15 protein-coding genes are annotated in these 14488 nt (G+C 66.7%); 14 read left to right on the plus strand and 1 reads right to left on the minus strand.

Annotated elements, in window-relative coordinates; all coding sequences use genetic code 11:
- Window positions 1-9: 9 nt before the first annotated feature.
- A complete protein-coding gene (locus M2336_RS04410; protein ID WP_181560907.1) occupies window positions 10-1221 on the plus strand; it encodes an LptF/LptG family permease in 1212 nt (403 codons plus the stop codon).
- A gap of 3 nt (window positions 1222-1224) precedes the next feature.
- Window positions 1225-2319 (plus strand): LPS export ABC transporter permease LptG, encoded by a 1095-nt coding sequence (gene lptG, locus M2336_RS04415; RefSeq protein WP_264574122.1) that lies wholly within the window; start codon window positions 1225-1227, stop codon window positions 2317-2319.
- A gap of 568 nt (window positions 2320-2887) precedes the next feature.
- Here the strand turns inward: lptG and M2336_RS04420 are convergent.
- On the minus strand, window positions 2888-3703 hold the full coding sequence (locus M2336_RS04420; RefSeq protein ID WP_181560905.1) for a flagellin: 816 nt from the start codon (window positions 3701-3703) through the stop codon (window positions 2888-2890).
- Window positions 3704-4077: 374 nt separating this feature from the next.
- On the opposite strand from M2336_RS04420, the gene M2336_RS04425 reads away from it, so the two are divergent.
- The 12 genes from M2336_RS04425 to M2336_RS04480 are packed head-to-tail and all read left to right on the plus strand — an operon-like array spanning window position 4078 to window position 14459.
- Window positions 4078-5337 carry a sigma-54 interaction domain-containing protein gene (locus tag M2336_RS04425; RefSeq protein WP_264574123.1) on the plus strand — a complete coding sequence of 420 codons (1260 nt, stop codon included), beginning with the start codon at window positions 4078-4080 and terminating at the stop codon, window positions 5335-5337.
- Window positions 5338-5354: 17 nt separating this feature from the next.
- Entirely contained in the window at window positions 5355-5711 is a 357-nt protein-coding gene (gene fliE, locus M2336_RS04430) for a flagellar hook-basal body complex protein FliE (RefSeq protein WP_181560903.1), read from the plus strand.
- Between the two features lie 4 nt (window positions 5712-5715).
- Entirely contained in the window at window positions 5716-7482 is a 1767-nt protein-coding gene (gene fliF, locus M2336_RS04435) for a flagellar basal-body MS-ring/collar protein FliF (RefSeq protein WP_264574124.1), read from the plus strand.
- A complete protein-coding gene (fliG, locus tag M2336_RS04440; protein WP_264571519.1) occupies window positions 7475-8491 on the plus strand; it encodes a flagellar motor switch protein FliG in 1017 nt (338 codons plus the stop codon). The genes fliF and fliG overlap by 8 nt, the downstream gene beginning before the upstream one ends.
- Entirely contained in the window at window positions 8484-9167 is a 684-nt protein-coding gene (locus tag M2336_RS04445; RefSeq protein ID WP_264574125.1) for a flagellar biosynthesis protein, read from the plus strand. The genes fliG and M2336_RS04445 overlap by 8 nt, the downstream gene beginning before the upstream one ends.
- A complete protein-coding gene (locus M2336_RS04450) occupies window positions 9164-10495 on the plus strand; it encodes a FliI/YscN family ATPase (protein ID WP_264574126.1) in 1332 nt (443 codons plus the stop codon). Before M2336_RS04445 ends, M2336_RS04450 begins: the two co-directional genes overlap by 4 nt.
- Window positions 10492-10920: a hypothetical protein gene (locus M2336_RS04455; protein ID WP_181560898.1), complete on the plus strand. Its 429-nt coding sequence runs from the start codon at window positions 10492-10494 to the stop codon at window positions 10918-10920. Before M2336_RS04450 ends, M2336_RS04455 begins: the two co-directional genes overlap by 4 nt.
- Window positions 10917-12308 (plus strand): flagellar hook-length control protein FliK, encoded by a 1392-nt coding sequence (locus M2336_RS04460; protein ID WP_264592580.1) that lies wholly within the window; start codon window positions 10917-10919, stop codon window positions 12306-12308. Before M2336_RS04455 ends, M2336_RS04460 begins: the two co-directional genes overlap by 4 nt.
- Window positions 12309-12320: 12 nt before the next feature.
- Window positions 12321-12941 (plus strand): flagellar basal body-associated protein FliL, encoded by a 621-nt coding sequence (gene fliL / locus M2336_RS04465; protein ID WP_264571515.1) that lies wholly within the window; start codon window positions 12321-12323, stop codon window positions 12939-12941.
- A 38-nt stretch (window positions 12942-12979) separates the two neighbouring features.
- Complete coding sequence (locus M2336_RS04470; RefSeq protein WP_264592581.1) at window positions 12980-13849, plus strand: flagellar motor switch protein FliM; 870 nt, start codon at window positions 12980-12982, stop codon at window positions 13847-13849.
- Window positions 13850-13860: 11 nt separating this feature from the next.
- Window positions 13861-14190, plus strand: a complete 330-nt coding sequence (gene fliN / locus M2336_RS04475) for a flagellar motor switch protein FliN (protein ID WP_181560894.1) — start codon at window positions 13861-13863, stop codon at window positions 14188-14190.
- The gene (locus M2336_RS04480; protein ID WP_181560893.1) at window positions 14187-14459 is read left to right on the plus strand and encodes a flagellar biosynthetic protein FliO; all 273 of its coding nucleotides are present in this window, start codon (window positions 14187-14189) and stop codon (window positions 14457-14459) included. Before fliN ends, M2336_RS04480 begins: the two co-directional genes overlap by 4 nt.
- The last annotated feature ends 29 nt before the right edge of the window (window positions 14460-14488 follow it).

Raw genomic sequence — 14488 nt, forward strand, 5'->3', positions numbered from 1 at the left:
CGGACTCTCATGCTGACCGCTCTGGACCGCTACATGGCGAGGCTGATCGCGGTCCCGCTTTTCGCAAGCCTCATCGTTGCGGCGATGCTTCTGGTGCTGGACCGGATGCAGCGGCTGTTCGTCTTCGTCGCGACCGAGGGCGGTCCGGTGAGCGTGGTGTGGCGGATGCTCGCCAATCTCCTGCCCGAATATCTTGGCCTTGGCATTCCCATCGGCCTCATGCTCGGCATCCTGCTGGCGTTCCGCAAGCTGGCTCTGTCCTCCGAGCTGGATATTCTGCGCGGCGTCGGCCTCTCCTATACGAAACTGCTCAAAGTGCCGTATATGTATGCCATTGCGCTGGCGATCCTGAACCTGACCATCGTTGGCTTCATCCAGCCGGACAGTAAATATGCCTATGAGCGGCTGCGGTTCGAGCTGCGCTCGGGCGCATTGGGCGCCTCCATCAAGGTCGGCGAGTTCACCAAGCTGGGCGATGGCATCACCATCCGAATCGAGGAGAGCGAGGACGAAGGCAAGAAGCTGAGCGGCATCTTCGCGCGCATGGATAGCGACGGCGGCCAGTCGCTGGCGGTCACGGCGGCGCGCGGCCAGTTCCTGGCGACCGACGACCCCGATACGATCATCATGCGCCTCACAGATGGCGTGCTGGTGCATAATTCTCCGAGCTTCACCGAGCCGCGCATCCTCTCCTTCTCCAACCACGATCTGCCGATCTCGCTGCCGAAGATCGAGGAGTTCCGTACGCGCGGCGATGGCGATGTGGAGCTGAGCCTGCCGGAGCTGTTCCGCGCCGGCCTCACCCGCGATACGGCGCTGGGCCGGGCGCAGGCTTGGTCAAACTTCAATTTCCGCGTCGTGGAAGTGGCGATGATGATGCTGCTGCCGCTCGCGGCGATTGCCTTCGCGATCCCGCCGAAACGCTCGACCTCCGCGCTCGGCGTCTTCCTGTCGATCGTCTTCATCGTCACCTATCACAAGATCAACCAGACGATGCAGTCGCTGGGCGCACTGGGCCGGATCGATCCGTTCCTGGGCCTGTGGGGCCCGTTCCTCATTTTCGCCGGGATCATCGCCTGGCTCTATTATCAGACCGCCTATGTGCCCGGCGGCCAGCCCATCGGTGCGCTGGATCGTCAGTTCGCCAAGCTGCTCGGCCTGTTCAAGTCGCTGCTCAAATGGTTCGGCGACCGGCGTTACCGCAAGGCACATCGGGGATAGGCCATGCTGCTCAACTTCTTCCCTTCCCGCGCGCTGGCGCTGTATCTGGGCAAGACCTTCCTGCTGCGTTGCCTGGCGATGCTGGCGATGCTGGTGCTGATCCTGCAGATGCTCGATCTGCTGAGCGAGGCCGGCAAGGTGCTGGCCTATCCCGGCAATGGCGATGCGCAGCTGTGGCAATATGTCAGCCTGCGTGCGCCGCAGATCATCTCCCGCTTCCTGCCCTTTTCGGTGCTGCTCGGCACGCTGATCACGCTGGCGACGCTCAATGCCAATAGCGAGGTGGTGGCGATGAAGTCGGGCGGGCTCTCGGCCCACCAGATTCTCGCGCCGCTCATATTGGCCAGTCTTGCCGTGGCGGCGATCAGCTATGTGTTCAACGAGCGGGTAGTGGTGCGCGCCACCGCGACGCTCACCGCCTGGGAGGCCGCCAAGTTCGGTCCCATCCCCTCGGACCCGGGGGTCAAGGGCAACGTCTGGGTGCGGCACGAGGATGACCTCATCCGGGCCGGGACGATCACTGGTCGCGGCAACGCCGTGCGGCTGCAGGATGTGAACGTCTATGACCGGCATAACAATGCCCTGATCTCGATCGTCTATGCCAAGCACGGGCGCTTTACCCCGGATGGCTGGCTGCTTGAGGATATCCGCGTGTTCGATGTCGTGCGCGGGGTCAGCCGACATGTCGACCGGATGGTGGTCGGCAAGGGGGTCACGCCGGACCAGTTCACGCTGTCTTCGGTCGATCCCGATGCCATGTCCTTTGCCGACCTGAGCGAGGCGATCGATACCTTGCGCGAGGCGGGGCGCCCCGTGGCATCGCTCGAAGGGTCGCTCTGGCACAAGATCAGCGGGCCCTTGTCGGCATTGCTCATGCCGTTGCTGGGCTCGGTTGCCGCTTTTGGTATTGCGCGATCGGGCAAGCTGTTCGTGCGCGCGGTGATCGGCATGGCGCTGGGCTTCGCCTTCTTCGTGGCCGACAATTTCGCGCTCTCGATGGGCAATCTGGGGGTGTACCCCCCGATGCTGGCGGCCTGGGCGCCGTTCCTGCTCTTTCTGGTGGTCGGCGAAGCGGTGTTGATTACCACGGAGGAATAGCGCTCTGCCCGGATGGGTGGCGCGGTCCTTCGATACGCCGCTTCGACAGGCTCAGCAGCTACTCAGGACGAACGGAGGTGGGGCCTTGGCAGTCCACGTGCTGGACCAGAGCGGAACCGCCACTGTTTTCCCAACCTCGGAATTGTCCACGTCGCCTAACCTCTCGTTCGTGTCGAGCCCTTCGACTACCGGCAGGGCGGGCAACTATGCCGCAGACACGTCGTGCGCAATGCTTCTCGACTTCGCTCGAAGCGAACGGAGTGGTGGTGCAATGGAAGGGGCCATGGCTGGCCGTCCCCTTGCGGCCCGCCCCTACACCTCCGCATACGCATCGGCCTGACGGCTCACTACAGATGGCTGTTTGATCAGGCCCCTTGATCATCCGCCGGGGGCTGGCGCCCCGCTCGCCTACAATAGAAGAAACCCTCCGCCCGGGGGAGCGGAGGGTTTCCATATTCCCTGTTGGGGATGCTGACCCCCGGCACGATGGGGACTCTATGGTGCCGGGGGTCAACCGGGCCGGCGAGTGTGGACCAGTACCCTCGCCGTCCGATCTTAGGTGCTGCCCTTAGCGGAGCAGGCTGAGCACGCCCTGCTGGCTCTGGTTCGCCTGAGCGAGCATCGCCGTGGAGGCCTGGCTGAGGATCTGGTTCTTGGCGAGCGCCGTCGATTCCTCGGAGAAGTCGGCGTCTTCGATCCGCGAACGGGCGTCGGACAGGTTGGTGATCGTGGTGGTCAGGTTGCTGGCAGCCGATTCGAGGCGGCTCTGCGTGGCACCCAGATTGGCACGGCCGGTAGCAACCGCTTCGATCGCGGTGTCGATGGCGGTCATCGCTGCACCGATCGTCGTGCCGGCGCCGCCGATGTTCGGTGCGGCGGTGGCGAGCGCGGTGAGCGCCGTCGTTACGGTCGAGGTGTCAACCGAGACAGTGTCGGTCGAGCCGGTGCCGACCTGGATCGAGGTGGCCGTCGCGCTGAACAGCGCCACGCCGTTGAACTCCTGACCCTGCACCTTAGCGATCTGGTCGGTCAGCGCGGTGACTTCCGCCTGCAGATTGTCACGAGCGGCGGTGTCGTTGGTGCCGTTCTTCGCCTGCACAGCCAGTTCCTTCATGCGGACCAGCATGTTGGAGATGTCGCCCAGCGCGCCTTCAGCGGTCTGCGCCAGCGAGAGGCCATCATTGGCGTTGCGGCGTGCGGCAGCGAGGCCACGGACTTCGGCGGTCATCTTGGTGGCGATGGCGAGGCCGGCGGCGTCGTCCTTCGCGGTGTTGATGCGCTTGCCGGAGGACAGGCGCTCCATGGCCTGCGACAGGCCCTGATTCGCAGCGGCCGAGGCATTCTGGGCCCGAATCGCGGACACGTTGGATGCAATAACAGTCATGTGGTTTCCTTTCCCGCTTCACTGAGGGTCGCTGCCCTTTGGCGGTGGCGGCCTCGAAACCACAGAACGGATAAGGCCTCAGGAGCTTTAGGTGACCGTCTCAAATTTCCCCGAGACGCCGATTAATATTATGAAATAAAACGATATATTTTGCAACAAAGCGCGCCGGGCAGGGTTCGTCGAGAGGGAAAGTGGAGCTCTGCACGTCATGCGCGACATGATTTTCGCGCCTTCAGACGGTCGGCAAAATCCTGCCGCACTGCGGCAATGGTTCGCCGTCGTTAACCGAATGCTAAGCATTTTTTATCACTTTTAACGGGCAAGACGGGGGTGGCTCGCAAGAGCCCGGACTGGACCAAAACGGGGGCTTACGCATGTTGCATGTCGACATGAGTCAGCGCGTACAGCGGCTGTTGCCGGATCTGGACGCGTGGCTCGATACTGCCTGCTTTTCTGTACGAACGGTAGGCGCGGACACGCCGCGTGGTAAATCGATCCAGCGCATTCTCCTCGCCGAGGAAATTGCCGATGCCACATGTCGTGACCTGCTGATCGAGTGGCGCGAGGGCGCGCCGCGCTTCATGCCCGCCTCCAATGGCTTCCCCGCCCGCATTGCCTTCGGTGCGCAGGACAAGGCGATGGCCTTTGCCCTGATCGCCGAACTGCTCCGCCCGGCGCGGATGCCGGCGGTGGGTGATGAGAGCAGCGCCATGCTGATGCGCCTCGCCCAGCGGATCGCCGCCAGCGATGCGACGGTGCTCGTTCAGGGCGAGACCGGCACAGGCAAGGAGGGCATTGCACGCTTCCTTCATGATATGAGCCCGCGCGCCGACAAGGATTTCATCGCCGTCAATTGCGCGGCGCTGCCGGAAACCATGATGGAAGCCATGCTCTTCGGTCACAAGAAGGGCAGCTTCACCGGTGCTGGCGCGTCGTCCGACGGCCTGTTCCTCGCTGCCAATGGCGGCACGCTGTTCCTCGACGAGATCGCCGAACTGCCGCTGGCTTTGCAGGCCAAGCTGCTGCGCGCGCTGCAGGAAGGCGAAGTGCTTCCCGTCGGCGCGACGCATCCGGTCCCGGTCGATGTGCGCGTCGTGGCCGCCTGCAACCGCGATCTTTCGGCGGAAGCCGACGCCGGTCGGTTCCGTGCGGACCTTTACTGGCGGCTCAACGTGATGCCGCTGCACCTGAGCGCGCTCGCAAGCCGTCCGGGTGACATTCCGGCGATCACCGCTTCGTTTCTGCTGCGTCATCAGGGCGGCCAGTCCGGCTTTGCCTGGCCGACGCCCGCTGCCCTGGGGCATCTCGCCGCGCACAGTTGGCCGGGCAATGCCCGTGAGTTGGGCAATGTCCTGCAGCGGGCCATCGTGCTGCGGGAAGGCGACCAGATCGACGTGAGCGATCTCAGCCTTGCCGGCAACGCCATGCCCGCGCCCGTTCCGGCCGAGCCCGCGCCGCTGCCGGCCCGCGCTCGTCTTCAGGATGTTGCCCGCGCCTCGGCGATGGACGCCATTCGCCTCGCTCTGCGCGATACCGGCGGGCATCGCGCCCGCGCGGCGCGCATCCTTGGCATTTCCGAACGTACCCTGCGCTACCGTCTCGCTGAAATGCGTGACCTCGCGCTGGCCAGCTGAGCGCAGGAGGCATCATCATGTCGGGACTTTCCGTCGATAGCGTGCTGGCCCTGCGCCAGAGCATTCTCCAGCGTAACTCCGCGATCCAGGACGCCGCGAAAAGCGCCGCCGGTGCCGCGACCGGCGGCGCGCCCGCCAGCAGCCCTGCGGGTGGCGCCGATTTCGCGGACGCCATGCGCAGCGCCATCGAGGGCGTGAACAAGCTGCAGACCCAGTCGAGCGACGCGACCGCTGCCTATGAGCGCGGCGAGACCACGGACATCGCGGCGGTGATGCTGACTCGCCAGCAGGCGTCGGTGGGCTTCGAGACGACCCTGCAGGTCCGCAACAAACTCCTGTCCGCCTACAAGGACATCATGAGCATGCCGGTGTAATGAGATGAGCGACGCGAACATCACCACCACCACTGGCAACCAGGCAGCGATGCAGTCCGGCTTGCCTGCCCTCTCCGGGTCTGGCGCGGGCTTTGCGGCCGGCGCGCAGGGCATGAAGCTGCGCCTCACGGGCCTGCTCCAGCAGCCCGCCGTGCAGCGCAGCCTGCCGATGATCGGCCTGATTACTGTTGCTGCGCTCGCCGCGCTGGCCTGGCTGGCGCTGCGCGAACCGCCGCAGCGCGACCTGTTCCGGGGCTTGCCCGAGGCCGACCAGGCCGCCGTGGCCGAGGCACTGGGCAAGAGCGGCATCGCCTATAATTTCGATCAGACGAGCGGTGCGATCACCGTCGCCGAGACCGATTATTTCAACGCCAAGATGAAGCTCGCCGCCGAGGGCCTGCCCCGCAGCGCGCCGACCGGCGACACGCTGATCGACTCCATGCCGATGGGCGCGAGCCGCGCCGTCGAGGGCGAGAAGCTGCGCAGCGCGCGCGAGATGGATCTGGCCCGCACCATCGAGGCGATCGATGCGGTCACCAAGGCGCGGGTTCACCTCGCGGTCGAGGCGCCGAGCATCTTCCTGCGCGAGCGCTCCCGCCCGACGGCATCCGTGATGCTGCAACTGGCCAATGGTCGCTCGCTGTCCGAAGGGCAGGTCGAGGCCATCGTGCATCTGGTCGCCTCCTCCGTGGGCGACATGGCGCCGGAATCGGTGTCGGTCGTCGATCAGAATGGCCGCCTGCTCAGTAATGCGACCGGGGCCGGCGCGGAGACGGATCGGCAGATCCAGATCCAGAGCCGCATCGAAGATCGCTACCGTCAGGCTGTGACTGCGCTGCTCACGCCGATCATCGGTGCCGGCAAGTTCTCGACCGAGGTGCATGCCGAGGTGAACTTCGCCGAGCGGCAGGCCACGCGCGAAACCTATCCGCAGGACGAAGCCCGGCTGCGTGCCGAAACCGGCAGCTGGAACACGGATGCGCAGGGCAATGCGAATGCGGCACCCGGCGGCATCCCCGGCGCGCTGCAGCCCAATCCGCCGGTCAATCCCGCCGATCCGGGCGGCCCGCCGCCGACGCAGGCGCAGGCACAGGCCAACGCCATGCAGACGCCGCCCGCACCCGGCATGCCGCCGTTCAAGACGACCGAGACCTTCAACCGCAGCTTCGAGCTGGGCCGCGAAGTCTCCGTGACGCGGGACGCCGTGGGCACCGTGCAGCGCCTGTCCATCGCCGTCGCGCTGGATCAGGGCACCGATGGCAAGCCGCGCACGCCGCAGGAGATTGCCGCGCTCGAGGCGCTGGTCAAAGGCGCAATCGGCTTCGATCAGGCACGCGGCGACGTGGTGGCGATTTCCTCGCGCAAGTTCGCCGAAGCCGCCGGGGATGCCGCCACCGATGCGACGCCCTGGTATCAGGAAGCCTGGGTGGCGATGCTCACCCGCAACGTCTCGGCCCTGCTCGTCGCGCTGCTGCTGCTGGTCGGCATCGGCCGTCCGCTGCTCAAGCGCTGGTCCGCCGCGCAGGCGGAGCGTCAGGTGCTCGATGCGCAGATCGGCCAGCAGATCGGCACGGAAATCCAGGCAGAGATCGGCCGGGCCTCGGCGGCGGTGCATGACCCCGCTCAGCCGGTGACCCTCGATATGATCAGTGCCACGCACGACTATAGCGATCGCGCCACGCTGATCCGCAACTTTGTGAAGCAGGACCCCGATCGCGCTGCGCTCGTCGTTCGCGATCTCCTCAAGGATGGAGTGAAGGCCGATGGCTGAGGTCGAAGCCGCTCGCCCGCTCACCGGCAGCGCCGCTGCCGCCGTGCTGCTGATGCTCTTCGAGGAAGACGAAGCCGCGCAGATCCTCTCCCGGCTGGAGCCGGACGAGGTGCGCCAGCTCGGCTACGCCATGTATGACGTCGCCGATGTCGAGGTGGACGAGGTGAACGCCGCGCTGGACCAGTTCGTCTCCAAGGCGCGCGGTCGCACCACCATCGGCTACGGCGCCACCCAGCATATCCGCGGCGCCATGCACAAGGCGCTCGGGCCCGACCGCGCGGACAATATGCTCGCGCGGATCACGCCGCCAACGCGCTCGACCAAGCTCTCGATGCTCAAATGGATGGAGCCGGCTGAGATCGCCGCGATCATCGAGCCAGAGCATCCGCAGATCATGGCCATCGTGCTGGCCCATCTGGACCCGGCCGTCGCCGCCGCGACGCTGCAGCTGCTGCCGGCCGAGGTGCAGGACGATGTCGTCTATCGCGTCGCCACGCTCGGCCCGGTGAGCACCGAGGCGCTGGACGAGCTGGAGCAGCTCATCGCCTCCCGCCCGGCGCAGGGCCGCTCCTCCGCTGGCACCACCAAGCGCGGTGGCACCAGCGAGGCCGCCGCGATCATGAACAACATCCGCAAGGATCATGAGCAGCGCATCATCAAGGCGCTGAACAAGCGGGATCGCAATGTCGCGCAGCTTATCGAGGACGAAATGTTCGTCTTCGAAAATCTGCAGGCCCTGTCGGACAAGGATTTGGGCACGCTCATGCGGGCGGTGGACAACGCCATTCTGGTCGTCGCGCTCAAGGGCGCGAGCGACACGCTGCGCACGCGCATCCTGGGCTGCATGTCGCAGCGCGCCGCCCAGTCCATTCAGGACGAGATGGACGAGCGCGGCCCGATGCGCCTTGCCGAAGTGATGGAAGCGCAGAAGGCGATCATCGCCGAGGCGCGCCGCATGGGCGAGGAAGGGGCGATCATGCTGGGCGGAAAGGGCGACGACTATGTCTAGGATCTGGTCGGCCGATAGCGTCAGCGGCGCCGCGCCGCTGGAGAGCTGGGGCAATTTCGGCAGCGTCGGGCGCGATGGCAGGGGCTTTCGCCACCTCTATGCCGAGGAGCAGGGCCATCGGGCCTGGAATGTGACCTTCCCCGGCGGAAGCGGGCCGGGCGGCGGCTATGATGAGACGCTGGCCGCTCAGGCGCCGGTCGACCCCATTGAGGAAGCCGCGCGCGATGCCTTCGTGCAGGGCTTTCAGGAAGGCGAGCGCATCACGCGCGAAGCCGCCGAGCAGGACGATGCGGCGCGGCGGGAGCTGGCTGCCGCCGTTCTGGCGCTCGGCAAAGTGGATGAAGGCGCCTTCGCCACGCTGCTGTCCCAGGCGGTCATCCGTCTGGTCGGCCAGATCGTGGGTGAAGTGCCGATCGATGCCGATGTGCTCCGGGCGCGCTGCGAGGCAGTCGCCGCCTGCATCGACACCGAGGATGCCAAGGCCCGGCTGGAGGTCAATCCCGAGGATCTGCCGCTGCTGCAGGCCGAGCCGCTGCGCTTCTCGCTCGCGGCCAGCGCCGATGTGCCGCGCGGATCGGTCCGTCTCGCTACGGCGGATGGCTGGATCGAGGATGGCCCGGACGTGCGCCTGGCGCGCCTCAAGGCGCTGATGGACGATATGGAGGGCCGGCTGTGATCCAGGCGGAACTCGCCCGCGCCACGCGCCTGCTCGATCATATGCAGGTGCCCAATCAGGCGCCGCGCCATGTCGGCCGGCTGGTTGGCCATGATGGCGGGATGCTCGAAGTGACCGGCTTTTCCCGCCCCATCGGCGCCGGCGCGCGCATTCGTGCAGCCGATGGCATGTCGGTGCGCGCCGAGGTCGTTGGCTTCCGGGGCAGCCGCGCCGTGCTGGTGCCGCTGGATCAGGATGCGCCGCTGGAAAATGGCGCGCGCGTCGAGCCGGACAGCGCCGCCAATATGGTGCAGGTCGGCGAGGGGCTGATCGGCCGCGTCATCGATGCCATGGGACAGCCGCTCGATCGCAAGGGGCCGGTGCTTGCCAATGGTCAGTGGCCGCTCGCTGGGGTGCGCGGCAATGTGCTGGATCGTGGCCGGGTGCTGGAACGCTTCGATCTCGGTGTGCGCGCGGTGAATGCGTTGCTGACCGCCGGTCGCGGCCAGCGTATCGCCATCATGGCCGGTTCGGGCGTGGGTAAATCAGTGTTGATGGGCCAGATGATCGCCGGCGCTGAGGCGGACGTGATCGTCACCGGCCTGATCGGCGAGCGTGGCCGCGAGGTCAGCGACTTCCTCGAGACCAAGATCGGCGGCGCGCTCATGAACAAGAGCGTCGTCGTCGCCGTGCCGGCCGATCATCCGCCGGTGCTGCGCCTGCGCGCGGCTGCCCGCGCGACTGCCATCGCCGAATATTTCCGCGCCCGTGGCAAACAGGTGCTGCTGCTTATCGACAGTCTCACCCGCTGTGCCCATGCCCAGCGCGAGATCGGCCTGTCGCTGGGCGAGCCGCCGGCGATGAAGGGCTATCCGCCCTCGGCGCTGTCGCTCATCCCGCGCCTTGTCGAGCGGGCCGGCGTGGACAGCCGCTCGGGCGGATCGATCACCGCGATCTACACTGTGCTGGCCGATGGCGACGATACCGACGATCCGATCGTCGATACCGCCCGCGCCATTGTCGACGGGCATATCGTGCTCTCGCGGCATCTTTCAGAGCAGAGCATCTTCCCGGCTATCGACGTCGGGCGCTCGCTCTCGCGCGTGATGGCGGACATCGTCGATGACGAGCATCTGCGCGCGGCCGCCAATTATCGGCGGCTGTGGGCGGCCTATGAGGAAAATCGCGATCTCATCCTGATGGGCGCCTATCGCCCTGGCAATGATCCGACCATCGATGAGGCCGTGGAACGCCGGCAGCAGTTGCTGGGCTTCCTGCGCCAGAGCAGCAAGTCCACGATTGACGTCGACACCAGCGCCGCCGCGCTGATCGCGGAGTTCGGGGCATGAGCCGCATGGTCGCCGCGCGCAAGCGCCTCGTCCGGGTGCGGGACGTGCAGCACAATCAGGCCGTCGCCGCGCTCACGCTTGCGCAGGATGAGGCGAGCCAGATCGCCAGCAATGCCCGCCGCATCGCGCAGGTGCGCGAAGAGCTGTGCGGCCAGAGCGGGCAGCAGATCGGCGGACTCTTCGCTGCGCGGCGCGAACTGGCCAGCCGCCTGGAGCGCGCCGGCCGGCAGCTCGATGGCGCGCTGTTCGATGCCAATCGGCGGATCGACGCGCGCGATGCGGAACGGGTGGTGGCGGATCGTGAACGCGAAATTGCTGAGCGCCTCAAGGACAAGGCCAAGGCCGCACGGGAAGCGCAGCGCGAAGCCCGGCTGGCCGCGCAGCCGCGCGTCCGGCGGATGCAGAACAGGGGACTGGAAGAATGATCAACATCACGTCGCTCTTCAGCATGATGACGGGGCGCGCTCCGGCTGCCGATGCGAAGGCCGGGGAACCGGGCCTCGCCACGGGCGGGCAGTTCGCTGCGCTTGTCGAGCTGGCTGCGCTGAACGGCAATGCTCCGGCGGCCGGGGGCGCGGGCCTCAGCCTTGTCGTCGACAATGACGGGACTGCCACGACCGGACCGGCCGGTGCCCCGGACGAAGGCTTCAGCGCCGATATCCTCGCGCTGGTCGGCGGTGACAAGCTGGCTTTGACAGCGCCCGATCGGTTCGCGAGCCAGCCCCAGCAGGCTGTTACCGTCGCGGCTCAGCTGCAGGCGCAGCAGGCCCAGCAGGGCGCTGCGACAGCGCAGCCGCCCCAGGATGCCGCCCTGGTGTTGACCGAGGGCGAGCCGAATGCAGACGCCGAGGCCGGTGACACGGCCGCGACGGATGATGGCGCCACCAACGCTGCGGCGCCCGCGCAGCCGCTGCAGGCACAGGTCATTCCCTTCCCGCTCGCGCCCGGTATGCCGGCCATGGCTGCCCATGTTGCCGCCGGCACCGGGCCCAAGGGAGGCCGTGCCGCCGCTTCATCGCAGGATGGCGCGACGGCACCCGCCGGCGTGGCAGCGCTCGCTGCCCCCAAGGCCGATGGCGCGGACTCTCCAAAGGCGGAGGGTGCCAGCCTGGCAGATGCTCTGGCGGCGCAGGGCGCAACGACCGGCAAGGCCGCGGCGCCGGCTCCAGACACGGCCCAGCGCTTCGTCATCGACCTGCCGGTTGGCATCTCGACCGAGAGCGGCGCTGTCAGCAGCAGTGGCGGCGCAGGCCAGGCAGCGCCTTCGGCAGCTTCGGCGCTGGGCGCACAGGTTATCGACATGGGCGTCTCCGGCCAGTGGATCGACCGGCTGGCGCGAGAAATTGCCGGGCTGGCGGAAGGCGGCGGGCATAGCCGCTTCTCGCTCAATCCGCCGCATCTGGGCCGGCTTGAGGTCGATGTGTTCCAGGGCGCAGGCGCCATGGATATCCGCCTGACAGCGGAAACGGATGAAGCCGCACGGCGCCTCAACGAAGGGCGCGGCACGCTGCAGGCCGATGCACGTCTTGCCACCCTGCACCTCGGGCAGATCACGGTCGAGAAGGCCGGCGCCTCCTCGGATGCCGCGCGCGATCAGGGGCAGGCGCAAAGCCAGGCCCAATATCAGGCGCAAAATCAGGCCCAGGGCCAGGCCCAGCGCGATCTGGCGAGCCAGATGCAGCAGCAGGGTCGCAGACAGGATGGCGATCGCGGGACATCGTTCACGCGCGTCGCCGGGGAACAATCTCGCCAGCCCGATGAGAGCAGGGTCGCCGCGCGCGACAGTGCCGACGGGCATGTGCGCTTTGCTTAAGGGGATCGATCGATGAGTGACGCACCGGACGCCGGCGCCGCCAAGAAGAAGGGCGGCGGCAAGAAGAAGCTGATCATCATCCTGGGCGCCGTGGCGCTGCTGGGTGGCGGTGGCGCTGCGGCGGGGTTCTTCGCCGCTGGCTCCATGCACAAGGAAAGCGGGCCGGCGGAAGACGCCTTTCGCCCGCAGCTGGTGCTGACCGGCGAGAAGCCCGAGGAGGTCGCCAAGACCTGGGCCGCCAAGGCCGCCGAGCAGCACGCGCCGGAGCGCGAGGGCAAGGGCGTGGATCTGCCCCGCCCGGCCAATGCCTCGGCCTATCAGGCGACCTATTTCCAGATCCCGGCGCCGTTCACCTCCAACCTCGCGGACAGTGACTCCTTCGCGCAGGTCTCGATCGCCGTGTCGACCTATTACGACCAGCGCGTGATCGAGGCGGTGCAGGCGCATGAGCTGCCGATCCGCTCGGCCATCCTGATGATGATGGCGCAGGAGCAGGAGCTCGACCTCTCGACCCCGCAGGGCAAGGAGAAGCTCCAGGCGAAACTTCTGACCGTTATTAACGATGTTTTGAAGGAAAAGACGGGCTACGGCGGCATTGATAACGTTTATTTTACCAATTTCGTTATTCAGTAGCGCCGTGTCCGACGGGGGTCGGACGGGGACAATGAACGATGAATGACGTGCAGCCTTTCGCGCTCGGGCGACAGACCAGTGAGCCGGTCGCCGCGATCAGCGGACTGGAAAAACTCGGCGAGCGGGTGAGCCGCCGGTTGCGCGCGATCATCGAGCCCTATGGGGGCGCGCGTCCGCTGGTCACCGCGCTGCCGCTCGAAGAAACCATGTTCATGATGTGGGATGCGAGCGCGCCGGAGTTCGCCAGCCTCTCGCTCTATCGCCTGCACCCAATCAAGGGGCCGGTGGTGCTGCGCATCGACGCGCCGCTGGTCTCGCTGCTGGTCGACCGCTTCTATGGCGGCAAGGGCGACCGTGCGAGCAGCGACAAGCGCGAGTTCACGCCCACGGAAACGCGGCTCGGCGCCCGGCTTGCCGATGGCATCATCGCGGCGCTGGTCGAATGCTGGGCCGAGATCGCCCCGCTGGAGCCGGCGCTCATCAACCGCGAGACCAATCCGGCCCATGCCCAGCTGATGCCCGGAGAGACGGCCATCGTGGTGCAGGGGTTCGAGGTCGACATGGGCGATCATCGCCCGCGCATCATCGAGTTCATTTATCCCAAGGCCGGCTTTGGCGGGCTAGAGATCGTCGGATCGCCCAAGGCGGGGGACGAGGCGCGGCCGGCCGATCCGGTCTGGCGGACCCGTCTGGCCACCCGGCTGGACGATGTGCGCTTCCCCGTCCGCACGGTGCTGGCGCGGCCCAATCTCAAAATGGCGGAGCTGATGTCGCTGAAGCCCGGCGACGTCATTCCCATTCACATCGCGCGGCAATTGCCGCTGCTCGTCGGGGACCGCGTATTCGCGCAGGGCACCGTGGGCGAACAGGACGGCAGTGCCGCCTTCATGATCGAAAAACTGGCCTGAGGACCAACATAATGAGCGAGATGAGCGAAACACTCCGGGCTGAGGCCGCCGCACCGGTGGACATGGGTCTGGGCCGCAACATGGCCCTGCTGGCCGATATCCCCGTCCGCATGTCCGTCGAGGTCGGCGCCACCCAGTTGCGTCTGGCCGAAATCATGAATCTGGGCGAGGGCAGCGTCGTGCAGCTCGATCGTCAGGCTGACGATCTGCTGGACATCATGGTCAACGGCACGCTGGTCGCCCGGGGTGAGGTGGTGACGGTGAACGGCCGTTATGGCGTGCGCATTGTCGAGATCGCCTCCACCGAGGCGCGCCTCGCCGGGCTTGAGCGCCGGGCATGAGCGCGCTCGCCTGGTATTTCCTCAAGCTGCTCATCATGCTGCCGCTGGTCGGCGGCATGGCTTATGGCGCGCTGTGGCTGTGGCGCAAATATCAGCCCGGCATGCTGGGCGCCGGCCAGCGCGATCGGATGGTCAAGCTGGTCGATGTGCTGCCCATGGGCACGCTCGGCAAGCTCGCGGTCGTGGAGTTCGAGGGCAAGCGCCTGCTGCTCTCGGTCTCGCGCGGCAAGGTCGAGAAGATCGCGGAGAGCGAAACCCGTCATGGTTGACCATATTCTGGCGACCATCCAAGTGCTCC

The organism is Sphingobium sp. B1D7B (assembly GCF_025961965.1).
In the GTDB taxonomy this organism is placed as follows: Bacteria; Pseudomonadota; Alphaproteobacteria; order Sphingomonadales; family Sphingomonadaceae; genus Sphingobium.